The organism is Amphritea atlantica, assembly GCF_900111095.1.
Lineage (GTDB): Bacteria > Pseudomonadota > Gammaproteobacteria > Pseudomonadales > Balneatricaceae > Amphritea > Amphritea atlantica.
In genome coordinates this window covers 1-24,173 of sequence record NZ_FOGB01000025.1, presented here as the reverse complement: position 1 = coordinate 24,173, position 24,173 = coordinate 1, and the positions used below count along the sequence as shown (strand labels likewise).

18 protein-coding genes are annotated in these 24,173 nt (G+C 49.8%); 3 read left to right on the top strand and 15 right to left on the bottom strand.

Annotation, left to right across the window (positions count from 1 at the left end; translation table 11 throughout):
- Positions 1-6: 6 nt before the first annotated feature.
- The 9 genes from BMY09_RS21710 to BMY09_RS21670 form a co-directional block, all read right to left on the bottom strand.
- On the bottom strand, positions 7-4,635 hold the full coding sequence (locus tag BMY09_RS21710; RefSeq protein ID WP_091362240.1) for a protein kinase domain-containing protein: 4,629 nt from the start codon (positions 4,633-4,635) through the stop codon (positions 7-9).
- A 23-nt stretch (positions 4,636-4,658) separates the two neighbouring features.
- A complete protein-coding gene (locus BMY09_RS21705; protein WP_175483633.1) occupies positions 4,659-5,408 on the bottom strand; it encodes a PP2C family protein-serine/threonine phosphatase in 750 nt (249 codons plus the stop codon).
- A 25-nt stretch (positions 5,409-5,433) separates the two neighbouring features.
- Complete coding sequence (tagF, locus tag BMY09_RS21700) at positions 5,434-6,090, bottom strand: type VI secretion system-associated protein TagF (RefSeq protein WP_091362238.1); 657 nt, start codon at positions 6,088-6,090, stop codon at positions 5,434-5,436.
- A gap of 1 nt (position 6,091) precedes the next feature.
- On the bottom strand, positions 6,092-9,664 hold the full coding sequence (tssM, locus tag BMY09_RS21695) for a type VI secretion system membrane subunit TssM (RefSeq protein ID WP_175483632.1): 3,573 nt from the start codon (positions 9,662-9,664) through the stop codon (positions 6,092-6,094).
- 50 nt (positions 9,665-9,714) lie between these two features.
- Complete coding sequence (gene icmH / locus BMY09_RS21690) at positions 9,715-11,112, bottom strand: type IVB secretion system protein IcmH/DotU (RefSeq protein ID WP_091362236.1); 1,398 nt, start codon at positions 11,110-11,112, stop codon at positions 9,715-9,717.
- A 12-nt stretch (positions 11,113-11,124) separates the two neighbouring features.
- Positions 11,125-12,477 (bottom strand): type VI secretion system baseplate subunit TssK, encoded by a 1,353-nt coding sequence (gene tssK / locus BMY09_RS21685; protein ID WP_091362235.1) that lies wholly within the window; start codon positions 12,475-12,477, stop codon positions 11,125-11,127.
- Positions 12,478-12,538: 61 nt separating this feature from the next.
- The gene (tssJ, locus tag BMY09_RS21680) at positions 12,539-13,006 is read right to left on the bottom strand and encodes a type VI secretion system lipoprotein TssJ (protein ID WP_175483631.1); all 468 of its coding nucleotides are present in this window, start codon (positions 13,004-13,006) and stop codon (positions 12,539-12,541) included.
- Positions 13,007-13,175: 169 nt separating this feature from the next.
- The gene (locus BMY09_RS21675; RefSeq protein ID WP_091362233.1) at positions 13,176-13,691 is read right to left on the bottom strand and encodes an Hcp family type VI secretion system effector; all 516 of its coding nucleotides are present in this window, start codon (positions 13,689-13,691) and stop codon (positions 13,176-13,178) included.
- A gap of 175 nt (positions 13,692-13,866) precedes the next feature.
- Positions 13,867-14,637 (bottom strand): hypothetical protein, encoded by a 771-nt coding sequence (locus BMY09_RS21670; protein ID WP_139203239.1) that lies wholly within the window; start codon positions 14,635-14,637, stop codon positions 13,867-13,869.
- 228 nt (positions 14,638-14,865) lie between these two features.
- On the opposite strand from BMY09_RS21670, the gene BMY09_RS21665 reads away from it, so the two are divergent.
- A complete protein-coding gene (locus tag BMY09_RS21665) occupies positions 14,866-15,663 on the top strand; it encodes an SPOR domain-containing protein (protein WP_091362231.1) in 798 nt (265 codons plus the stop codon).
- Between the two features lie 57 nt (positions 15,664-15,720).
- Here BMY09_RS21665 and BMY09_RS21660 read toward each other — a convergent pair whose 3' ends face one another.
- The 3 genes from BMY09_RS21660 to BMY09_RS21650 form a co-directional block, all read right to left on the bottom strand.
- Positions 15,721-16,008: a type VI secretion system PAAR protein gene (locus BMY09_RS21660; RefSeq protein ID WP_091362230.1), complete on the bottom strand. Its 288-nt coding sequence runs from the start codon at positions 16,006-16,008 to the stop codon at positions 15,721-15,723.
- Positions 16,009-16,053: 45 nt separating this feature from the next.
- Positions 16,054-16,671: a hypothetical protein gene (locus tag BMY09_RS21655; RefSeq protein ID WP_091362229.1), complete on the bottom strand. Its 618-nt coding sequence runs from the start codon at positions 16,669-16,671 to the stop codon at positions 16,054-16,056.
- Between the two features lie 109 nt (positions 16,672-16,780).
- Complete coding sequence (locus BMY09_RS21650; RefSeq protein ID WP_091362228.1) at positions 16,781-17,326, bottom strand: RDD family protein; 546 nt, start codon at positions 17,324-17,326, stop codon at positions 16,781-16,783.
- Positions 17,327-17,538: 212 nt separating this feature from the next.
- Here BMY09_RS21650 and BMY09_RS21645 point away from each other — a divergent pair, with 212 nt between their 5' ends.
- Together BMY09_RS21645 and BMY09_RS21640 are read left to right on the top strand one after the other, a co-directional pair.
- The gene (locus BMY09_RS21645; RefSeq protein WP_091362227.1) at positions 17,539-18,567 is read left to right on the top strand and encodes a formylglycine-generating enzyme family protein; all 1,029 of its coding nucleotides are present in this window, start codon (positions 17,539-17,541) and stop codon (positions 18,565-18,567) included.
- A 468-nt stretch (positions 18,568-19,035) separates the two neighbouring features.
- A complete protein-coding gene (locus BMY09_RS21640; RefSeq protein WP_091362226.1) occupies positions 19,036-20,049 on the top strand; it encodes a formylglycine-generating enzyme family protein in 1,014 nt (337 codons plus the stop codon).
- Positions 20,050-20,080: 31 nt separating this feature from the next.
- Here the strand turns inward: BMY09_RS21640 and BMY09_RS21635 are convergent, their stop codons facing one another.
- The 3 genes from BMY09_RS21635 to BMY09_RS21625 all read right to left on the bottom strand — a co-directional run.
- Positions 20,081-22,681 (bottom strand): LysM peptidoglycan-binding domain-containing protein, encoded by a 2,601-nt coding sequence (locus tag BMY09_RS21635; RefSeq protein WP_091362225.1) that lies wholly within the window; start codon positions 22,679-22,681, stop codon positions 20,081-20,083.
- A gap of 65 nt (positions 22,682-22,746) precedes the next feature.
- Positions 22,747-23,577 (bottom strand): DUF4123 domain-containing protein, encoded by an 831-nt coding sequence (locus BMY09_RS21630; protein ID WP_091362224.1) that lies wholly within the window; start codon positions 23,575-23,577, stop codon positions 22,747-22,749.
- On the bottom strand, positions 23,574-24,173 hold a 600-nt coding region (locus BMY09_RS21625), incomplete at its 5' end, for a bacteriophage T4 gp5 trimerisation domain-containing protein (RefSeq protein ID WP_425424966.1). The genes BMY09_RS21625 and BMY09_RS21630, both read right to left, overlap by 4 nt.

The window sequence follows — 24,173 nt, the reverse complement described above, 5'->3', positions numbered from 1 at the left end:
TGTCCTCTAGAGTTCTCTTGCCAAACGGAATCCGGTGGTCGCATCAATGGTCCCGGATACTGGAACGGCCATTGAGACAGAACAATCAGACATTTTGACCTGATAACTGCCCCCCATCGCTTCCAACCCTGCGCCACTGCGCACCAGTTCCTGTGCGTTACCCAGATAGTTAACCAGCCCCCAGGCATTGGGTTTACCCTGCTGCACGCTCACCAGATCCCGGCCTTTCAGGATCTGATCACCCCGGGTCAGACGACAGTTATAATTTTGCGGCTGACTACTGCCGCTCGCTGTGGCCGCACTCACCCATTCAGCTTTGGCCGGCAAACGGTAAACATATCCTGTGGCATTGCTCAGCCATGCGGCATAACCATTGATCTGATTCAGGCTAAGACCGGTCGCGGGCTGTTTTTCGGCTCCGCCCAGGCCTTTACACTCACCCGAGAGTTTGCAATACAGATTAAAATCGCGCCGGGATATCTCAAACTTGCTGATTGCCAGGCTCCCCCCACCGGAGGGAACAACAATCATAAACGGCCCCTTATTTTCAGCACCCTCCGCCAGCATATCCCAACAGACGGCCGCAGAACGTATCCCTTTCCCTGACAGCGAAGCAGAACAGACCCGATCGGAAACCGGTCTTGATACAGCGGCGCTTGAGGGGCGTTGCTGCTGACTATTATCGCCCTGAGATGATGCCTGACTGGTTGCCTGTGCCTGTTGAGATGGGGTTGAAGCAAGCTCCGGAGACTGGCGATCAGCCTGGGACGATTGACGTTCCAGATTGATCTGTTGCAGCGGAATATTTTCAGGAAATAGTTGTTTCGCTTTGTTTAACAGCTGTTGCGCCCGTGCAGGAGACCGGCGATTAAGGCTGGCGATCCGATCGATAACAGCCCGCTGCAGCGATTCGTTCAGTTGCTGATATTTTTCTGCTGGCAGCCCCGGCTGCAACTCAGTCAGATAAGCGTGGGCCTGTTCCAGTTTTTTCAGCCCCGGATTTTTAATCGCCTGGCCGATATGATAAAGCCGCACGCCATCCTGATAGGTGGCGACACGCTGATCGATGACGCTGGAATCGGCAAAAAGATCCCGGGCACTAAGCAGTAGTTTTTCCGCCTGAGTGAAACGCTGACGCGCCGCCAACTGATCGGCTAAGCGCAGATAAACGGTTTGAAAAGTTTGCGGCGCCTGCTGTGTAATAAAGGGGTCATCCGCGTCCAATAGCGCTTGCAACTGGTCAAAGGTTTGCCGTGCGGCGGTCAGATCATTCGCCTGAATCTGAGTATCAAAGGTCTGTTTAAGACCACTGATTCGCGCTTCGCTCTTCCGCTCAGCCTGTTGCTGCCGGTACAGCTCTTCCGCATTTGCGATCGCCCCGCTCTGAACAGAAAGGTCCAGTGAAGCATCATACTGAGCCGCCCGTTTCAGGCTGTCCCGGGCGGCATTAAACTCATTCTTTGCCGCCAGACGTTCTGATTGTTGCGCGTATATCACCGCAATACGACTATTCACGCCCTGCAGATACTGCGGGTCGTCCTGTTCAACCTTCAGCCGGGCTAACAGTTCTGCCAGCTGTTGTTCCCATTCAGGCGACAACCGGGTATCTGCTAACAGCGTATTGAGCTGCTGTTTAAGGGCCTGTTGTTGCTGTGCTTTTTCCTGCTGCGAGGCGTTCTCATAGCGCAACTTCAGCTGAGCCAGCAGATCAGTAATCTCCGCTTGTCCCGGCAGTAGCCGTTTGCCGTCTTCAAGAATCCGCATCGCCTGTACCAGATCGGTATCAGCCACAACAACAGCCTTTTCGGTGTATCGCTTAATCAAACGTTGTCGGCCCTGGTTCACAATAGACGGGTCAGCCTGCTGCGCCTCAATGCGATCGATAATACTCTGTGCCTGACGGGTACTGCTGTCAGACAGTTGTGAGTCATCCAGAATCGTTTTCAGTTCAGACTGCAGCGATACAAGCTCCGCTTGGCGGTTTTTTTCCTGCTCAGCTAATGCAGAAGCTTCCAACTGCTGAGCATTCATCGTCTGCTGTTGTTTCAGTTGTTGCCGCTCATAAACAACACTCTGCTGTAGTTCCGGGCTCACCGATAAGGTTGCAACTCTGTCCAGGGCATCGGTAGCACTCTGCCAGCGCTGTTCATCCCGGGCAGCACGGGACTGCTTTATCAACGCCGATGCCAGGCGGTCATAGACGGCGGTAATGATTCTTGGGTCGGTCACCATCGGCTGTAACTGTCCAATGCGTGTCTCTGCTGCATCAATTCGCTGTGCGGAGATATCGGCATCAATATCGGCCACCTGCTGGTCGATCTGTTGCTGATATTCGGCTTTCGCCTGCTTCAGTGCCTGGTCGAAACGGGCTATCCCCTCCGGGCTGAGAACAGACTCAAATGTCACCCTCAATTTGCTGGCCTGATCCCACATATATTGATCCGTGAGTTGCTGCTGTTCAGCCAGTAACAGCTCCGTCAGTGACACCTGCAACGCACTCACCCGCTGACTCCCTGGATCCAGTTGCTTAAGTTCCTCAATATCCTGACGTGCCGCAGCAAAACTACGTAAACTCTCTGGCGACAACTGATCCAAACGCTGATTCAGTTCTGCGATACGCTGAGTCCGGGTATAACGAAGTTCTTCCTGCTCCAGATTACGACGTGCATTTTCCAGCTCGGGATGTCCCGGAAACAGCTTAATAGCATGGTCTGCCGCCCCCCGGGCGATACTGAACTGCTGTTGCTGCAGTAACTCGTCGATGGTTTCAATAAATTTAACCGGTAGTCGGGCATCGCGCAGCATGGCATTTTGCGGATCAACCTGTTGAATGCTGTGCAACAACTCAGACAGCGGTTGTAACGCAGCGGCAAACTGTTCGGCGGGTAGTTCAAGCAGACGATTCAACTCATTATTCAGATTATTCAGCCGGGCAGCCTTCTGCTTGATCAGTTGCTCCTGCTTATCTGACAGACGTCTTGAGTCTTCATAAATTTGCAGAGCCCTTTCGGCCAGACTCTGCGCCCGCTCATAGGCGTCAGCGTCTGCGCTACGACTCACCTGTTGTAAGAAATAGCGGGTCAGTTCCCGCTTAACCTGAGCATCATTGAAAAACTCGCTTTGCTGTTCCGCATCCATGGCCTGAATCCGTTCCAGCCATTCATTGACGGCGGCTTCATCCTGATTATTCAGATCATCGATAAAATCGCCGATCTGCTGCTGCTGCCAGAAATTGCGCAATGGAAAATAGGAGATACCGCAGACAAACGTCAACATCATCAGCCATACATACCAACGGCTCAGCAGACTATGCCGCTGATACTGCGGCATAAACTGTTGCATGAAGGTTTCCACGCTGTCACATCGCTGTCGCTCATCAAATGCTAACAGCTGCTTTAAGGCTTTATTCTGCTTGCGGCTAAGCTGCTTCAGCTCGGCCACCTTCATACCCAGTTTCCAGGCTTCATCGGCCGGCACTTTCTTATTGTCCCGGATAAACGGATGCTTGCCCGTCAGCAGCTCATGGATGATACAACCCAGCGCATAAAGGTCATCACGGGGATCGGCCTCCGCGGCCCCTGCCAGCATGGCTGGCGAAGCATAACTGGGGGTCAGTGCACCCAGCTCACCGGCATCGAAGCTATCTTCCTGAGCAGACCCGGTCTTAGCCGCCCGGGCGATACCAAAATCAAAAACCTTTATCTGCCCGCCATCAAGAAAAACATTACTCGGTTTAAGATCTGAGTGAACAACCCCCTGCTGATGGGCATATCCCAACGCACCGGCCATTCCGGCAACGTACTCCAGTACCGTAGACAGGGGAAAACCCGAGGGATTACGCTTAATCACCGTGCTCAGTGGCGCACCGCGCATCAGCTCCATGGTCATGAATACATGTTCCCGATCTCTGTCGAAATCGAATACATTGACAATATTAGGGTGAGCAAGATTTTGCGTTTTACGCGCTTCACGCTGCAACGATCTCAGCGATTCCGGGTGCTCTCTGAACGTTTTATTCAGTACCTTAATGGCAACCAGGCTATCAATATCCTGTGCATCAATGCGACGCTGATCTTCAGCTTTATAGACATCTCCCATTCCACCACAGCCAATAAACTCAACCAACCGGAAACGTTCTTTTATGACCGTGCCCACGCTCACCACTGATGTTTCCGACCCGGCCGCTTCCGTAAAGGGCTTATCCCAACGCGAAGTTCCCGTACTGGTCGCAACACTCATGGATGAAGAGGTTGGGGTTGGTATAGATACAGCATCACCCCTGTCTGCAAACTGGGGCTTACCGGGTGGTGTGATACGAGTGTGATCAGCCCCGGGATGAGGGGGGACTGAATTTACCAGGGTATGATCATCAACTGATACTTCAGCTCTGTCCCTGGCTATAACAGTGTTATCACTCTCTGCCGCCCCAGAAGGGGGATCGATAATAACCGCCATCAATGCGCTCAGATCATCCTGGCTCAGCAGATCCCGGGCAGTCATCTGCTGCAAGCCTGCCACAACATTCTCTTTAAGCTGCGGCTGTGAAACCAATAGTTCTGAAACGGTTTCAAGCAACGAGTCCAGGGAGGCCTGACCGTGAAGGTATTGCTTTAGCTGATCTTTAAAACCCTTCATAAGCTGTCTGGTATCCCTTATCTTCAGGCAACTGACGGATTTTCAATCAGTATCAGGGTGATGTTGTCCCGCCCGCCACGTGCCAGACAGCATTCCATCATCTCTTGCGTTAGCTGTTCCAGAGGGGTTTGCCGCTGCGCCATAAACGCGGCTATATCGGCGTCAGACAGCTCTTTATCCAGGCCATCACTACAGATCAGAAAACGGTCTCCCGGGTGCAGATTTCTGATATCCATATCGACATACAGTCTATCGGCAGCCCCCACTGCCCGGGTGATAACATTTCGCTCGGGATGAATCAGCGCGTCTTCAGGTGTTAACCGGCCCTGTGCCACCAACTCCTGCGTATAGGTATGATCAACACTTTCCTGGGCCAGCACACCGTTACGATAAAGATAGATCCGGCTATCACCACACCAGTAAAGCAGGTAGAAATCGGGTAACAACACCAGTCCGGCAACCGTTGACCCGATAATCTTCTGCCCGCCGCCAGCCAGATCGAGCAGATCCTGATTGGTTTGCTGAAGTATCTCTTCCAACAGATCAACGCTATCCGACAGCTGTGGTTGTTGCTCAAAACGCTGTAACGCGGTAACAATTGACTGGCTGGCAACATCGCCTGCAGAATGCCCCCCCATACCATCGGCAACCGCCCAATGGGCCTGTTCAGGCTGACTTAAAAAAGCATCCTCATTATGTTTACGGACATTACCGACTGAGGTCAGCGCACTGCTGATATAGCCACCGGAAGCACGTTGGGTTTCAACCGACATAAACCGCTCCATGGTTCTGAATCATCTATTTTCCCGTTAAAAAGAAGCGAAACTGGGACGCATCCGGCAAACCATCGCTCAACCAAAGCTGGGGCTGAATCGTTTCCGATCCTTCACTCCACCAGACCGCCGGACGACTATATTCAGACTTCAGATCTAAGTGACGAAGATCATCCCGGTGCTGCTGTAGGTTCTGCATAACCGCCACCGGTTTGACGGCCCGATAAAGATCGACTGACGGGTATGAGGGTAGCAGCTTCAGATTGATGACCTGATGGCAAAACAGAGGAAAATCAAAGTGATCCTCCAGTGAATCAAACAGCAGCGCTTCAATCTGCAGCAGTAATTCTTCCTGATCTTCCAGCTGTTTCAGACACACCAATGGTGATAACACCGGCACCGCCACCAGCGAGGGGAATTTTCGCCCGACACTATCGATACTCGGGATAAACACCCCCAGCCAGCCATGCGGGTCCAGTACCCCCGGCGAGACATAAAACTGCCAGACCGGAGCGATCATATAATGTCCGGTCCAGCTATCTCCCAGATAGGCTTTGCTGCTGGTCATCCCCTGCTGCAGCCATCGGTCGAGATTGCCAATACATTCGCGACTCAGCCCACGGCTGACAAAATCCCCTTTGCAGGGGACCTTACCGTAAAAACCGCTCTGAACCGTGGCCATATCAGAGTGTTTCCTGACAACGGAAACCTGCTAACAGGTCTTCCGCAAAGGGATTAATGACACTTCTGGCCCGTAGTTCAAATGAGGCACTGAGCCCCTCTTCGGCGAAGTTCACCTCGTAGACTGCCCGGTTATCTGTTTGCTGCAGCTGGGATTTATTCAGCAGACGGAACCATGCCCAGGGCCCCTCTTCAGTACTGGACTTAACCGACCCATTCAGCCCTTCAAAGCGTAGCCGCACGGTATCACTATCAAGAGAGGGCCAGGTGACAGCACTCGAACGACGCGGACCGTGACGATAGATCACCTCCTGAGAACCAATACTGAGGAAGAATTTCGACGCATCAGTATCCAGTCTGACCGGCCGCATAACAAACGGCACTGACAATTCACCATTACGGAAAAATGTCTCTTTAATGTCATTGGCTTTCTGCAACTGCAGCAGCGTCGCTTTGCTCAACCCGATCTTCTGTCCGTCAACTTCACGTTCTACCCAGATCCGGCCTTTGGTATCAATAAAGTCCCGCAGATAGGTGTTAACGAAGCTGTCCAGGGTTCCATCGGGGCCAAAGAAACGACTGAAGTCTTCCAGTGTTATCTCAGAGCTGGCGCCGGGTTTGACCGGATAGCGTCCCTCAAGAAAGTTCTTACACTCATAGGTCACCTGCGATTGCCACAGCTGGTTCAGTTCGGTTTTAGTATTGTCCAGCACTACCGACCAGTTCTGCGCGCCCAGTGCTCCCAGCCATCCCTGCATCATCTGCGGCATATCTGCCTGATAGCTGTTCACTTTCGCCAGTGGATCGGTTTTGTTCCGGGAGATACGTCCCTGTACTGCATCAATTGCCCCGGTACTTGAGAAAGATGAGTTGGCGGCATCATCCATATAACTGCTCAGCTCTGCCAGATCCTGACTCAGCCGGTCCAGCAGTGAAAAGCTGCCTCGCTTTTCAAGCAATTTATAATACGGGGTATAGTAACGCTCAACCTGCTGTCCCAGATCGCCCCCCAGATTGTCGAGTAATCCCGCCTTTTTGGCGTCCCGCATCAGACGACTGACCTTCTGCTGTTTGACCGCAACCCCCTGATTGACGCTGGAGAGAGTCCGGGCCAGTTGATCAGTCCCCTCGCCCTGCTCTGCGGAGAAAGGCTTGGTCAGCGTTGTTTCTTCATTCAGCGTTTCGACCAGATGGCGTAGAGGACTATCCAATCCCGCCGCAATGGAGATCTGACGGATACTCTCTTCCGCATTTGCTGGCGGTTGCATCCCCATGTCATCGATCATGCCATCCCAGTGCTGAATGAAGTCATCATAATACAATCCCAGTACTTTACGCTGCAGGGTATCACTGTCCATATAGTGGCGTGACTGATAGCGATCTCCCATCACCCAGTTGTTGTCGATATACTCCTTTGAAAGCGTCGTGCTGTTTGGCAAAAAGAGGGTATAAAATCCTTGTTTGGTGAACATACCCGGCATTACAAAAGTGGTCAGATCAGTGCCACGCTTGCTCTTAAACAGATCAAACGCGTAGGGGCCAAACACCTGATCCAGCGCCAGATCATATTTATGTTCCTGATTCAGCTCCCTGCGGATCGCCTGATAGACCTGTTTCTCCAAAGGATCGGTCGATAAAATCCGCCGGGCATGGGAAACGATCTCTTCATTCAGGGTGACCGGCAAAAAGCCGTTCTTCATCAGCACCTGCATATGCCCACTCAGATCATTGATCGCCTGCTCGTCCAGAGCATAGGTTTCCTGCCAGTCAACCACGGCCCATGAGGTTAACAGCTCAGGGTCATAGGGCTTGACGCCCCCGTACATCAGGTAGGTTTTCAATAGTTCATAAAGACTTGAGGTTTGCTTTGGATCGCTGGCGATGATCAGCTCCTCTATGCGAGCAGCCAGCACGGGCAACAGAGCCCCCTGCAATTGATTCAGGTATGCCGAACGTGCCCCCTCTGTAAGGGTGTCTCCCTGATACAATCCGAAGGTATGATCAACACCGGCATCATCATACAGTCCGGTCGCCTCACGAAGGGTATTCAGCTCAGGCAATACGGCAAGGAAATCCGCCTCAAACAGAGGCACCTGTATAGCCTGTTCAGCAAAGTTGCTATTCAGTTGCGTCAGTTGTTGAATTTTTTGTTCATTATTAACAAATGACCAGCCCAGTAAGCCACTTCCGACCAGAAATACGCCCAGCGCACCGGTTACCACCAGCCGCTGCATCCAGCGACGTCGCCTGATCAGTTGCTGGTCAACCCCGGCGATCCCCGCTTCAACAAAGATCACCCGCTGCAGCAGATTCTTAAGAAAGAAGCTCTTGCCCCGTCCACTGGCACCAACCAGGGTTGAATTACTGAAGCCGAAACTCTGTGCCAGCGTCCCCAGCAACCGGTCGATGGGGGTGCCCGCCTGAGTACCACTGGTGAAGTAAACACCGCGCAACAACGCGCCCTCACTGTAGCGATTTGTACTGAAAATATCTCCCAGAAAGATAGAAATGATATCCCTCAGCCCGGCAAACTGACGGGGGAAGCCCATAATCAGAGTCCGCTTATCCGGGTCCTGCTCCTGGTACATTCGTTCAATCAGTTGCTGTTCGAGTCGCAGAGTCAGCGTGTCAAACTTGTCAGCATAATCATCAATATTAAACTGGGGACGTCCGGACTCAGGCAAGGCAAAGGTTTCACCCCAGACCTGTGCCCGGGCATCACGATCATAATGGCCAAAGAACTCACTGAAACCGGAGATCAGATCACACTTAGTAAAGGTAAAATAGACCGGCGCTGAGATCCCAAGATGCTCATTCAACTCTTCGATACGACGCCGTATTGTCTGTGCATATAACGCCCTTTCATCCTCAGACTGTTGCATCAGATCAGCAACACTCATCGTCACCAGCACACCATTCACCGGCTGCTGCGGACGATTCTTTTTCAACAGATCCATAAACTGCTGCCAGGCGGCTTTGTCGACAGATTCATGGCTGTCCTGGGTGGTAAAGCGGCCAGCCGTATCGATCATCACGGCCTCGTCAGTGAACCACCAGTCACAGTGACGGGTTCCGCCAATCCCCTGAATCGCTTCACTGCCCATGCGGTCCGCCAGGGGAAAATTGAGCCCTGAGTTGATCAGTGCTGTGGTCTTACCCGACCCCGGTGGGCCAATAATAATATACCAGGGCAGCTCATACAGATTGGCGGCTTTACCCGCCCCCTTACTGTTGCGCAGGATCTGCAGGGCTTCATCAAACCGGTCACTGATAATCGCCTGCTCATCCTCCCGGGCACTTTCAGCCATTGAAGCCTGATCCAGCTGCTCACTGCCAAGATCATCCAGCAGCTGTTCATTTTTTTTCATTTGGCGCCAGAACAGCAGTACCGATATGGCAACCCAGCACAAAACAACAATCACTATCGCCAGCAGCCGGGAAAACTCACTGGCGAGGAAATAATGCTCTGCAATGGCAAATAATGGCCCGATGAACCAGATCAGCAGTGCGAGACAGATAATCCCGAGACTCTGAATAAACCATCGATTGGTGATAATCCTGATTAACTTTTTCACGTGTCTTCCCGTCAATCCCTGTACAAAACATGCCCGTCATTAAGGCAACACTATTTACGCAGCAGAATCTCTACCCTGCGGTTCAGTGCCCGATTCAGATTTGAGTTATTTTCAACCAGCGGAGCACTGGATGCTTTACCCTCAACCCGCATCACAATCCCCTCTTCCAGCTGACTCAGCAACACTTCAGCAACGGATTTGGCCCGGGCCTGTGACAGTGCCCAGTTAGAGGGATAGCGGGTCGAGAAAATCGGTACATTATCTGAGTGCCCTTCGACGATGATGGGCTTACCCACACCTTTAAGCTGGGTGCCAATTCTCTCAACCAGAGGAACAAACTCGTGAGACAGATCAGCCTGCCCCGAGGGGAACAGTCTTGCATGGCGCAACCGGAGTCTGACCTGATTATCTTCATCGATCAGTTCCACCGTTCCGGCGGCGATCTCTTCCACCAGCTCAGGTTCAAGCAGTGCAAAATAATCAAGCTGTTCAGGCACCAGATCGGGCTCTGCAACTGAATACAGCGGCGCGACAAGTCGATCAATATTCACCGGGGTCACTTCAATGGCTGCCGTATTACTGATGCCTGCAAACTGCTGCATGACCTGATCAGATTCCTGGGTTATCTTCCAGATAAAGCCCAGAAAGGCAGCCATAAGCAGAAACAGACTAAATGCCCAGATCACCCAGAATGGTAAATATCGGGCGATACCGATACGCCGATCCGAGACCCCCTCCCAGTGGGGTGAGAGGCCTTCTGGTTCATAATTCCGGTGCCGGCTGATCAGGATATAAAGCTCGCTGCGCAGGCGATCCAGTTCCCGCCGCCCATTCGCCATGCGCCGGTATTTACCTTCAAACCCCAGCGACAGACAGGCGAAATAGAACTCCAGCAGTTCAAGATTACTCGCCGGACGTTTCATCAGTTCATTGAGGAAATTAAAGAAGCGCTCGCCTCCCCAGGCTTCCTGATGGCGGGTAATCAGCAAACTCTCACTCCCCCAGCGACTGTTACTGCCCCAGGGGGTATTCAGTACAATCTCATCGATCAGGGCACACAGGGGATAACTGATATATTCACTGTTCTCACGGCCACCGGGAACACCCCAGCCCTGGGATTCATACAATTGAATCTGATCCAGTGCATAACGGTGAAACTCCTCCAGATCAGGGCATTCAACGGTATTCTGAATCTTCCCCAGAAAAGAGAGCAAGGGCGTGACCAGTTGCAGCAGCGGATTCTCTCCCTGAGAGGTCGCTCCCTGAGCAACTGCCCCAGCCCCCGAATGCGCATAATCCGGTTCTGGCACTGGAGACTGACGCCAGGGCTGGCCGTGTTGCACATTATCAGTCCGGGGAAGCTGTTCCGCAGGTCGCCGCTCTGGGGTTGCTGTGTTACGGGGTTTCCGGCCTCCCGGCATCGGGCGTATTACTGTCTGATCGTCCATGATAACAACTATTTATCTACGTTTAATGGCCCAGAACTGACATTCAAGTCCTGGGAACTCGCCTCCGATATGGAAAGCTATACCGCCGGATTTATCCAGCTCTTTCCAGATCTCATGGCTGGTATCAAGTTGAAAATAGGTAAACCCTGCATGGTAGGGTATTTCCCGGGGCGCGACGGGCAACGGCGCGATCGGAATCCCCGGCAGAGCGCTGGTAATCAACTCTCTGATGCGCTCAACCGGACCTATCTTGATCTGCTGTGGAAACTGAGTACGAAGTTTTTCCTGGGCAACCTGAGCGCTGACTGCAAAGATAAAATCAGCGCTTTTCAGCAGTACACGATCCCGTATTCTGGCAGCCCGTATTCCGTATTGTTCAGGCGAGAGCGGGATAGCTTCAGCAATCTGTTCAAGCACCGTACCAAAGCAACCTTTCAGCTCTTCCAGCAACGGCAGAAACGTTGTTATCAGATTATCCTGCTGATATTCCGCAAATTCGGGTGGCCGTTTTTCCGGTTTCATAAAGGTTGCCAGTTCGCCGGCCAGCAGCAGCAACCGTTCGTACAGTTCCAGTGGTGACATCTCCGGAACCTGACGATACAAGGACAATACCGGGTCAAAACGATTCAGCAACTGAAGCAGCATAAAGTCAGTGACTTCAGCGACACCACCTTTGCCACCCGAACTGCTTACCCGTGCTGCCAGTTCGCGGGCCCGGGTCGTTAACATCGATTGCAGCTCGGTCAGAAAGTTCTGTAACAGATCCGAAGCACCGATATCCAGCAGCGGCGGAATAAATTGCTGCCGTAAACGTATCTGCCCCCCTTTCACCTCTTCAATATGCGCGACCGCTAATCGGGTATAACCATCAGGAACCCGGTTCTCTGAGTTCTGCCGGGCATCTTCAACAAATAACCGTAAACGCAGCTCACCCACCTGAATACTGGTTCGCTCATTTTCAGCTGAAGCAAGATCGGATACTTCGACAGATTTAGGCAGATAACGCACCAGGCTATTGCGGTTATCGTTGCTACCCACCTCTGTCACACCAGGTTGCTGCAGTGGAATAGCCAGATAGATAATCGCATCAGACACCGACTCATTAACCAGTATCGGCAAGGGGGGCGCATCAGCAGTGTGCAGATCAAAGCTGGTGCCATCGGCAAAACAGCCGGCGCAGTCATCCAGAGAGACCTCACCAGTTTTCAGATTGGCAGCGTTTACTTTGAGGCGGGAAAACCCCCAGTTAAAACAGGAAACCGTGCGGATACGGTTATTGATCTCTTTCAACAAATACTGGTCATGTTGTTGAAAGTGCTGTGGCCGAAGAAACATGCCTTCATGCCAGATTACTTTATTGGTCACTCCGTGACTCCACTTCAAAATCCAAAATCAGCTATTATATTGTCACGACAAAACGCATGCTTCAGTCCAGCAGATCAAGTGTCAATTGATTATCCTTAAGCCTGACCTGAACCGACTGATCCTTTTCTGCATTCACGGCAACCACCTTTTTCATAACACCATTATCAGTATTCTGAAAAGCGGCCAGCACGCCCACAAACTCGGTATCTTCATCCAACAGGGTTTTCTTGATTGCTGAACCGCCCGGGTTAACGATCAGCTCATCACGCAACAGCAGATCTCCGGATAACATGGTGCTGTCACTATCATAGAGGGCAAAGAAATCACTCTCTTTAAACAGAGCATCATCTTCTAACTGATAGATGCGAACGACTGTAGGAGAGGGACGTCCATCGAGATCCTGATTAACACCGGAATCCGCAATAACAGAAACAACAAGCTCTGGGGGCGGGGGTGGCGGTTCATCTTCAGAAAGCATATCTGAGACGGTTGAGCAGCCACTTATAATTGAGCTTGCGATAAACAGCATTATAAATTGCCGCCAATATCGCTCCACGAATCCCTGGAACATAATAAACTCCCTTTCAAAGAGGCTAAATTAAACCTCAAAGGCACGGTTTATTGCAATGGTTGCAGATCAATTGATATAAAAAAACCGGCCTGATGGCCGGTTATCTGTTAAAACCGATTGTTTAAAATCAGGCTTTAGGTACACGCCAGTCATCAGAACCTGAGGTTCCGGCAACTTCATGTGTCCAGCTAATTTTACGATACGTGAAGGAAACATCTTCCATGTGGGTGAAGTGTTCCATCGCAGGATCCTGACAGTTTGGCATATGCGCCTTAATATCTACGATCATGGCATCTTCCAGAACATGAGTGAAGTAATGTTCCTGCTGACCGGTCATAGAAGTACGGAACCATTTCAGCTCAATACGTGGCAAACGCTCGCCACTGGTCAGTGCTTCAAACAGTTTTGGAGAAGACTTGTCATAGATTTTGGAAATAACCAGCGCATCATGTACACGCTGACCACTTGGCTGACCACTCTGTGGATCACGAGGAATCATGATCTGATGGGAAAAGCCCTGAACGGTAATTTCGTTCTCATGACCTTCCTGGTAACGATTCCCCATAGACTCCATGCTGTTAGCGCCTTCGGTGATATTACCCTGAGTTTCGCCCTGAATGGACATATAACCTGGTGTTGGCATTTTTCTCTCCTTAGATAGTGATGTTAGCCTCCCTGTTTCATAGCACGCATCAGGCCAATCCTAAAAAATAATTAAAAATCAATATGTTATAAAAATACCGTTCAAAATCCCAGGATATCTAATGAATCAGGATGGGCAATAAAATGCGCAATCAACAACGACTGCGCAGACTCGCTCAAGCCTGACCATTCAACAGAGACTGCAATTTAACCTGCAGCGGATTTTCAATGGCGTCGATCTGATCAACATCGATAATCTCTTCAAAGCCTGTACTTCCAGAGAACTGTGACACCATTCGCACCAGTTCATTCTGAGGCCGGAATGCAGCCACCCGGGATGTCAGCACAACAAAAGGAAGCGTACCCGCAATTTCAGGCTGCCTCTCAATTGACACGGTATAACCTAAGCCTTCCAGTAAGCGCACCAGTCCGGGACTGTTTTCCAGCAACAGCCAGATCACCAGCGCGTTCAGCACAAACGGGGTAATAGAATCGTAATGGGGCTGTTCACCTTTAAGTTTTTCTGCGATCAGCCTGGGCAGGTCATAACTGCAGTCATAGCTGAGCACCCAGCGAACCGGCGAACTAAAACTCAGAACAGTACCATCCAGGTCATCACTATAAACCCAGGGCTCAGCAACCAGCTCATTCTGAATAGCAGACACCGGAGAGGAAAGCTTGGCGTTATAGCCAAAGGCATCCCGTAAAACCGCTTTGTAATTTTCTAAAATAATGGAATAGTTCTTCTCTGCACCGACAACCTTGTCGCGGGAAGCACTCTGCATATACTCCCCTAACACCTTACGGGGGGAGAACAACGGAGTGATGGTTTTCAGATAGGACTGAAGTTCTTTATTAAGAATAACGGAAACCGTCTTCGACCGTTCCCGCAGCTGAGTCATCTGCTCAAGCTGAATCTCTTTGATAGGCGTCATAGCTCCCTGCATCTCTCTTACTCCCTAAACGTGACCATCCTTTTGATTGACGGAGTTTACTGCAGCCAGCGCGTAAAACAAAGGGCTGCGCTACAACCTTAAAAAGTGAGAAAAAATATGCGCAACAAATCATCAATAACCTGGATTTGCCCGCCATTGAGCCTGAGAACAGGCAACTAAAGCATGGCTTGATTTTTGCTTTATCAGCAATGGCCACAGAGAAAAATAAGGATTTCTGCCATGGACAAGGTTTACCCGATAGCGACACTTATCGCCGCCATGACAATTACGGTTACAGGCAGCGCCTCGGAGCGTGTGCCCCGTTTACCGTCGTCCACCTACAATGTGGAGATACGACCCGATAACTACTACTATCATGAGCAGCAGCTCGGTGCCTGGTTTATCCAGTGTTATCAGCGCAAACAACCTGCCGAACGTTACTGGCACTGCAACGCATCTGACAGCGAAACCATCCGACGATTCAGAACCACGCTGAAAGATCCGGCGCTGGCATTTACTGCACCAGAGCCCGCTGTTCACGCGGACACTTCGCCGCCAAAACAACCTGCAGAGTCACTTCAGCGACCGGTTCCCACCCGGGTAGCCACTTTGCCGCCGGATCCCCCGAAGCAGACTCCACAGAAAAAAACGGTTCAGGCCCAACAGCATTACCTCGCTGCGGAACACTTAAAAAAGAAGAGGTCGGCTAACCCGCAAAAACAGACAAAACCGGTAGAGGCGATACGTCATCACACACCAACAATACAGACCACTTTTAACAATCCGGCGCTGGAGCCCGAAACTTATTACCTGCTACAACTGGCAGCCTTTCAGAATAAAAAAGACGCCAACCGATGGCAGCAAGGCTATCCGGATATCGCAACCCGGATTATCAGAACCCAGGGGAAATTCACTCAGTGGTTTAACGTCGTCACAGCGCAACCGGTTGAGTACTTCGATGCCATCGCACTGTCAGAAGCAATTAAAGATCAGACCGGCGAGACTCCCTGGATACGCGAGAAGAAAGAGCTTTTGTAAACAATCGTGTAAGTGGCTTGTTTAACCGTTCAGGATATCAAGCCACCCGACACTCAATCAGCCGATTGAGACACTGCCAGAACCCGCCGCCACAGAACCACCACAGCTAATCGAATCACCCACCCGGGCAGCAGGCCTGCCATTGATCATCACGGAGGAAGAGCCTGCCGCAATCGCCCGCCCATGGGGTGGACACTTGCTGCAGCCGTGAGGTGCAAGAGGGTCGCCTACCCGGGCCGCCGGGATGCCATCAATAATCACATCACCACTACCTGAAACTATGGGCGTTGGCGGAAAACACCCATGGCCCGACCCAATATCACCTAAACGTGCCGCTTTTGGCATTTCAAACTCTCCTTGTTAATCGATGTAACCCAATACTGAATCATATTAAATGATTTTGAAACTAACATCCCAGCCTGATTCATTAAACAGCTTGATCAAAGCGTTATGCAACGTTCCATTCCCCAGCTTAACCACATTACCACCATCATCCAACACTAAAGTGCTGCAGGTAACAAAACCGGACTGTCCCCGAATCTGGAAGTAATACTCGCCCGCCCCTCGCCTCTCTGTACGCGTGGTCACAACATCTTTCAAGCTGACATGATGCTGCTTCTCATCCAGCCAGATCTTAACAAAAAAAGTCTGTTCAACCGTCGCATGTTGCATCCCCAACGTTAACTCGGTTGTCAGCAGAGGCGGCGCGATAATAATCAGATCATCCTTCTCAAGCAGCTCAAAAGAGCTTCCCTGCACCTTTAATGCTCGTAACCGTTCAATCAGTTCATAAGGAGTGACAGGCTCCACTGAGGGATCCGCTTTAGACGCCATCACTTTACGGCCAATCAACATCATCACCGGCACCATTCCGACGATACCCGCTAACAGAAAGCTCACCAGAGCGCCTTTACTTCCTCCCCCTTCAACAATCGCTATACCCACAGCGCCTAACAGCACCATGTATAAAAGAAACAAACCAAAGGCTAAAAAAAACTTACCAATCATTATCGACCCCTGAACAAACTGATCACTAAAATACGCAACGCATCACCTGATGCGCATAAAATGGCTCAACATCACTCACTGAAACTTTAAGAATCACCCCTGTTTATAACTAGCATCGCACAACCAGGGTCTTCGCAAGCAGGTCATGCAGGCAACGACGATCACGGCGAAAGATGAACAGAACATCAATCAGCGAAAAAATGGGGCCCACAAAAGGTAATATGTAGACAAGAAAAAACGGTAGGTAGCGGGCTATATAGATGCTTTCAAATGATGGAACTGCCTGCGACTCCACTGTTACAACTCTGATACCTACAATCTTTTTGCCTACCGTCTGACCAGACTTCAGCAACAGATAGATATTGAGCAGCAAAAAACCAAAAAAACTGAAGATCAGGACAAGATATACGGACTGCACATCAAAAATCAGGTTTGCTATCAGAGCTATTATACTTCCAATCCAATTGTCGGCATCCGATGCGGCTTCGCTGAATAACATCTCACCAAAATAGAATAGCCAGATTGCCATCAAGACAATCACTGATAAGAACAGATAATCGAGTAATTTAGCCAGCAACCTTAAACCCCGGCTACAAACATCACTGTCTGATATATTTTCCCTTTCGGCAACCGCTTCGGTATATGTGTCTGTCATACAACCATCCTTGTTGTTAAAGTCTTCAGTAGATAAGCACTAAACCATCCCTGTGCGCGGATATACATGAAATAACTATGCCAATATCTCGTCTCTGAATATACAAAAAATAATTGGGCAGGTAGCATACCCGATCATCAACTAAGGAAAACCTGTCTCCAGATCATCAGTTGATATAACGTATAGTAGCTATCTATTTAAGAGATTCATGGATGAATAATCTGCTTGTTAAATCCCTCTTTCTTGCCTCAATGGCGACCTCTCTATTGCTAACAATGGCCTGCTCGCAGAGTGAAGCACTGGAGATTCAGTCTGAGGTTGTCAGCCCCGATAAAATCAACCAGATTATTGCCAATGTTGAGCGCCTGCACCCTGATATCAGTGATGAGCTGAAACAGCAGGTCGCCGAGATCGCAGTCAAATCGATCGAGAACCAGATCTTTGTTGAGGGCGGCAGCTTCGATATGGGGGACTTCGGCATGCCCTGTAACGCTTACCGTGACAGGCCGGTGTATGACCCAAATGATATCTGTAACTCAACGATCAACCCCTACGACCGGCCAGTACATAAAGTCGCACTGGACAGTTTCTCGATGTCGAAATATGAAACGTCGGTTTATGAGTTCGAGCATTTTAAGTTAGCCCATCATCAACCACTCCCCGAGCCCGAGTTCAGGAAAGATGAACCTGACCACTGGATGTTTAAGCCTGATAGTCCAACCGGCACCCAGAAATGGCAGGAGGCTAAAGATTACTGTCTCTGGATTGGTCAGCTAACCGAAAAGAAGTTTGATCTGCCAACAGAAGCACAATGGGAATACGCGGCAAGAGATCGTGGGAAATATATCTATTACGCCACTAATGATGGCACCCTGAAAGATAATCAAAACTTCCCAAGAACTGCCTTTCAAAAAGTAGAGTTATTACCTGTTGATAGTTTTCCACCCAGCCCGCTAGGCTTTTATCATCTTCAGAGTAATGCTGTTGAGTGGGTCAATGACTGGTTTGATCCCGACTACTATAAACACAGCCCGGAACACAATCCACAAGGGCCTGAAAAACCTATAACAGTTTCAATCAAACATAGATCACCGAATCAATATAAAGTACTACGAGGCGGATCGACTAGCTGGAGTCCAAATGTGGTCATGCGTCGAGCAACTGAAAAGCCTGATCTGCAAGTACATGCTCCTAAATACGGTTTTCGCTGTGCTGTACAAGAGACTAACACGATTAACTGAAAGGGGTCATACGACCCTTTTTAGTTAATAACTATGCGTACATCCCTCCCCCTGGAGGACTCAGGTCATCACCATTCCAGCACATCAACTGGCCAGAACTAGCAATATTGTTACGCTTTTCAATTGCAACTTTAAGCCCGCCAGTCACCGGATCAAAGGGTTTATCCTGCCCATTAAACTGTTTTCCATCACCAGGTTGCCGATGCTGCAGTTTATTAATCCACTCATTAAACTGATCCTGCTGTCCCCAGTCGAGAATACTATTCAGCTTTTCCAGGCTGGTAAAACTGTCGACTTATACACCATCTTCACTCATATGCTCCAGTAGCTCGATAAACTGTCGCCATGAACTGATCGGTTTAAATCTGTAATTTCTGTTTATACATCCCCCTTTTTGAGGTTATAAAACCAAGTAAAATCAGATAGTATGCAACTATCATATTAGTTATCTATTTAAGAGATTCATGGATGAATAACCGGCTTACCAAATCCCTCTTTTTTGCATCAATGGCGACCTCTCTATTGCTAACAACGGCCTGCTCGCAGAGTGAAGCGCTGGAGATTCAGTCTGAGGTTGTCAGCCCCGATAAAATCAAACAGATTATTGCCAATGTTGAGCGCCTGCACCCTGATATCAGTGATGAGCTGAAACAGCAGGTCGCCGAGATAGCAGTCAAATCGATCGAGAATCAGATCTTTGTTGAAGGCGGTAGCTTCGATATGGGGGACTTTGGCATGCCCTGTAACTCATACCTCGACAGACCGGTGTATAACCCGAATGATATCTGTAACTCAACCATCAACCCCTACGACCGGCCAGTACATAAAGTCACACTGGACAGTTTCTCGATGTCGAAATATGAAACATCGGTTTATGAGTTCGAGCATTTTAAGTTAGCCCATCATCAACCACTCCCCGAGCCCGAGTTCAGGAAAGAACAACCACATCATTGGTGGTTTACACCAACAAATCCAACAGGAACGCAAAAATGGCAGGAAGCCAAAGACTACTGCCTCTGGATCGGTCAGCTAACCGAAAAGAAGTTTGATCTGCCAACAGAAGCGCAATGGGAATACGCGGCAAGAGATCGTGGGAAATATATCTATTACGCTACCAATGATGGCACTCTCAAAGGCGATATTAACCTGCCAAAAGATGACCTGCATCCCATAGATAGTTTTCCACCCAGCCCGCTAGGCTTTTATCATCTTCAGAGTAATGCTGTTGAGTGGGTCAATGACTGGTTTGATCCTGATTATTATAAACATAGCCCGGAGCACAACCCGCAAGGTCCCGCAGGACCAGTCAAAGCCTCTATACATAATGATCCTCCTCAAATTTTAAAGGTTTTAAGAGGAGGATCTACCAGTTGGGATGAAGATGTAGTGATGCGAAGAGCTACTCAAAAACCGATAATGAAGCACCATTATGTTACTTATGGTTTTCGTTGTGCTATACAAGATGTAAAACCGATTAACTAATAAGGGTCATATGACCCTTTTTAGTTAATAACTATGCGTACATCCCTCCCCCTGGAGGACTAAGATCGTCACCATTCCAGCACATCAACTGGCCAGAACTAGCAATCTTGTTACGCTTTTCAATTGCAACTTTAAGCCCGCCAGTCACCGGATCAAAGGGTTTATCCTGCCCATTAAACTGTTTTCCATCACCAGGTTGCCGATGCTGCAGTTTATTAATCCACTCATTAAACTGATCCTGCTGTCCCCAGTCGAGAATACTGTTTAACTTCTCCAGACTGGCAAAGCTATCGACTTTTTCACCATCTTTGCTCATATGCTCCAGTATCTCGATAAACTGTCGCCATGAACTGATCGGCTTTAAAACCTTGACGATAGCGGACTCCTGAGGCTCGATCATTGGATTTGGAATTACTGACCAGTTTTTGGCCAATGTATATAGAATCGGGCCCGAGGTCTGCGGCGGCAGTCTGGCCAGATCAAACACTTTCAAACCAAAATTGATTTGGCGGGCCAGTGACAAGGCTTCTTTTTCATCAGCTTTACGCTTAACCATCCAACGTTTAAATTCGTCCACCCCGTCCTTAAATTCCTCAAAAACTTCAAGCCCAGCGCCCAGGGTCATTCGGAACAACCCCATCGCCATATATTTAAATGCATCCTCAGAAATAATATTGATATATCGGTAATCCACTTCGGCCAGCACTTCCAGAACCACCTCAAATAGCTCTGCCAGATTCATAACATCAACTGTTGTGCCGAAGCCCCCACCCGCACCGGGGCCAAAAACCAGCTGTCCCTGAACATGTAATTCAAACTTTCCTCTAGCTAATCGAATATGAAAACTACCCGACGCTCCTATACCAAACGAGACTGCACCCTCCGTCTTAACCTCAACCAGTTGCTTCCATTTTTTCCGCTCCCGTGGGGATTCCCATTCAAGCTCTCCGGTGACACTACCTCCCGCATCAACCCCGGCAAACGCCTCCCCTTTCAGAGTAACGCCCTGCTGCGGGGTGCTCTCAACATGGACGGACGGCGACATCAGGGCACTGGCGCCAGAACTCACCTCTTTCTTTTTCAGGCCTGAGGCATCCAGCTTAACTTCACCGTTAGCACTGACTCTTGCACCAGCAAAGCACGAGAGGGTTACAGCCCCCTTCAGCCGGAAAGCCCCGAACTCATGCAGCACCTCTTCACCGCTGGCGTTGTTATAACTGATAATACAGTTATAACCCCCATCATTTGGCAGATAGATATTTGCCCCTACTGAGCCCTCAACCAATGAAACAGCCGTCTCAAATTTGGCGCCCATATTCATCTGGAGCTTTTTAGGATTAAAGCCTGAAACGGAGGCACTTGCCGCGGCAGCAAAACGCAGTGCATGGGCCTCTGCTGTCACCGCCATCACGGTATCACCGGGATTTTTACCCGCAGAAGAGTCATAATTTAATAACTCCGTATGCCAGGAGTTGAACAGGCAATCATCCGGCGCTTTCCATTCCCAGAATTTAGCTTCAAGTGTTTCCAGCGCAGACTTATCCCAGTCGTCTTTAATCCCTGTTTTAATATCGTCAAGCAGGGCTTTGGCTTTCTTCTCAGCTGGAATTTTGGAATCGGAAGCCAGTTGTTTTTTTACATTAACCGAAAGCTTTAATCGTCCGGCAGCCCAACGTTTTTCGACTACATCAGCAGCAAAAGCACTTCGTACATAGTAAAACTTATCCGGTTTACTCAGCAGAGTAACTTCCTGAATCAGAAAACCAGTTTTAGTAGTTTGAATAGAAGCTTTATGCTGATACTTACCTTTTGATTCGGCCAGATCATATTTTTTAGACATAAACTGGGCATTGGTTTTGGTATCACCAGCTGTTTTGGCTGCAGCGGGATCTGTACCATTCAGTAATGCCAGTTCCTGATCAATGATCTTAAGCCGTGCAGCCCGAAGCTTTGCACAGTTATCCTCCCAGTTATTGCTGTCCAACAATCCAGGGCTAAATCTCTCAACAGCCTCCCGTTCTTTTTTTAGTTGCGCTATTAAGCCGGCTTTATCTTCTGCACTGGTCTTAGCAATGTCCTCAGGTGACACCGTATTTAACGCCTCTGATGTACACATCAGACCGTTATCCCGGGCTTTTTCCAACCAGGCTTTCTTTGCTTCAGCTACCTGGTCATGCCCCTGAAGCGTCTGACTCGCGGTGTCTGCACTGTCTGAAACAATGCTTCGATAGTCCGCCATCAGATTCTCAACAAAATCGATCTCCGTATTCAATTCAGTCAACGCCTCTGGCGAAAGTGCGTAGAAAGTATCACCCTCTCCTGTAAGATGTACCAGATCTGAAACTTTCTCCTGACACGAACCTTTTTTGGTCGTCTGATCGTTTGTTTTATCTCCCTGGCATTGAGCTGGCGGCAGCTCCTCTGCTGCTTTTTCACTGCTGCTCATATTTTTATCATCAACTGCCACTGCAGTCTGACTCTGTTGTGACAGCCTGATGCTTTGCCCCGGATAGATAAGATCAGGGTTGTGCCGATATTCCGGATTGAGGTCGAGTAGCTGACTCAGGCTTACTTTATTACGGGCCGCTATCTGGCTTAAGGTATCGCCTGAACGGATTATATAATCAGACATAACATTCCCTGTTGTAACGGGTTATCACTGTTATAGGTTACGAATCAATCTATTCAAGCTGCGTGTCAGGTAACAGAACCGGGTAAACCCGACAATAGCTGCTGTACATGCTGCCAACGCTGGCTGGGGATATACTCGGTATGAGCCAGTACTTCGGCAATATCAGGCCGCCGCATAAAATGTTCCCCTTCCGTTATGGCGGTGCGCAGCCAGGCTTCCTGCAGTTCGCGGGTTGCCATCTCATGCTCCCTGGCAACCTCCAGAACACCTGCGACCCAGGGCTCGGGATCAACCCCTTCGGGCAGGTGACTCTGATAATAAGCGGTCATTTTGCTGACAAAGCGGCCCGCCCGGTGCTGATCAATCTCATCGAACTGTTGTTGAAGAATCACAAATGGTTTCTCGGGCGGCTCAACACAAACCGGCAGAGCTTCAGGTCGTTTAAGTTGATGCCACTCTTCATCAAACCAACTCACCTCTTGTGCTATCTGCCAATAGTGCCACCAGCGTTCATCGCCCAATACTTCCCATGTCGCCAGCATCGCCCGGGGTTCATAAAAGCGGTTTAGAGCGGGACCAAAATCTGTTTCTATCTGCAACATCCAGCGGCATCGTGCGATCACCTCATCGATGGACAGATGACTGCTAAACCGACAGCCAATAGGAGAGGTCTCCATCAGCTTTTCCATCACCTGACAGACCGGGTGGTCCTGATCAATAGCAAACAGTTGTGGGCCAACATCTTCCAGTTGCGCGTATTTCGTGCCACTAAACAGCATGAAATGAACACCTTCATTAAAAGTATCATGCTGATACCAGTGCACACCGATATCCGGTTGCTGAGCCTTATCAATAATAAAATAGCTGAGCTGACTGCTGTCCATAAGTTGTCTCATGCCCCTTTATTTCCATGGATAGGGCAACTGTCACCGCTTTCACTGCAACACTCATGCACAACAGTTTCGCCGCTTTTAGCCATATCCTGATATTTAAACGCCGGTAAAGGTGACCATTCAGGTTCCGGTTGTTTTGCTTCTGAAACAAATCCGGCGACATCCGATTGCGCTTCAACCGGCGGCGTTGGCGGGGTCGGTGATGCTTTTGCCGCACTTCCGCCGCCGCCACCGGAGTTCAGTTTAATGCTGGCACCGGTAATGGTGACCCCGGAAGGATCCAGCTTGACCATACCGCTGCCTGCTTTCAGGACAATCTCAGTGCCTGCGGTAATATAGATTTTCTGTCCGGCTTTCTGGTGGATCTGCTGCCCGGCATAGAGATGGCTTTTTTGCCCTACAGAGAGCTGCAGGTTCTGATCTATAGTGATGTGCTGGTTTTGATTGACCTGCTGAAACTGATCGCCCTGTGTCAGGTGGTGCTCATCGCTGCGATATTCGCTATAAACTTTGCCTTCGACAATTTTATGCCGGTCATTACCCAGCCAGCTGCGGTGATCGTTTTTGGTTCGCTGATCAACATCTTTTTCAGCGTGATA

Excerpts from the sequence above, each read along its gene's own strand:
- BMY09_RS21710 (WP_091362240.1), bottom strand. The coding sequence starts at position 4,635 with ATGAAGGGTTTTAAAGATCAGCTAAAGCAATACCTTCACGGTCAGGCC.
- BMY09_RS21705 (WP_175483633.1), bottom strand. The coding sequence starts at position 5,408 with ATGTCGGTTGAAACCCAACGTGCTTCCGGTGGCTATATCAGCAGTGCG.
- tagF (WP_091362238.1), bottom strand. The coding sequence starts at position 6,090 with ATGGCCACGGTTCAGAGCGGTTTTTACGGTAAGGTCCCCTGCAAAGGG.
- icmH (WP_091362236.1), bottom strand. The coding sequence starts at position 11,112 with ATGGACGATCAGACAGTAATACGCCCGATGCCGGGAGGCCGGAAACCC.
- tssJ (WP_175483631.1), bottom strand. The coding sequence starts at position 13,006 with ATGCTGTTTATCGCAAGCTCAATTATAAGTGGCTGCTCAACCGTCTCA.
- BMY09_RS21675 (WP_091362233.1), bottom strand. The coding sequence starts at position 13,691 with ATGCCAACACCAGGTTATATGTCCATTCAGGGCGAAACTCAGGGTAAT.
- BMY09_RS21670 (WP_139203239.1), bottom strand. The coding sequence starts at position 14,637 with ATGCAGGGAGCTATGACGCCTATCAAAGAGATTCAGCTTGAGCAGATG.
- BMY09_RS21665 (WP_091362231.1), top strand. The coding sequence starts at position 14,866 with ATGGACAAGGTTTACCCGATAGCGACACTTATCGCCGCCATGACAATT.
- BMY09_RS21660 (WP_091362230.1), bottom strand. The coding sequence starts at position 16,008 with ATGCCAAAAGCGGCACGTTTAGGTGATATTGGGTCGGGCCATGGGTGT.
- BMY09_RS21655 (WP_091362229.1), bottom strand. The coding sequence starts at position 16,671 with ATGATTGGTAAGTTTTTTTTAGCCTTTGGTTTGTTTCTTTTATACATG.
- BMY09_RS21650 (WP_091362228.1), bottom strand. The coding sequence starts at position 17,326 with ATGACAGACACATATACCGAAGCGGTTGCCGAAAGGGAAAATATATCA.
- BMY09_RS21645 (WP_091362227.1), top strand. The coding sequence starts at position 17,539 with ATGAATAATCTGCTTGTTAAATCCCTCTTTCTTGCCTCAATGGCGACC.
- BMY09_RS21640 (WP_091362226.1), top strand. The coding sequence starts at position 19,036 with ATGAATAACCGGCTTACCAAATCCCTCTTTTTTGCATCAATGGCGACC.
- BMY09_RS21635 (WP_091362225.1), bottom strand. The coding sequence starts at position 22,681 with ATGTCTGATTATATAATCCGTTCAGGCGATACCTTAAGCCAGATAGCG.
- BMY09_RS21630 (WP_091362224.1), bottom strand. The coding sequence starts at position 23,577 with ATGAGACAACTTATGGACAGCAGTCAGCTCAGCTATTTTATTATTGAT.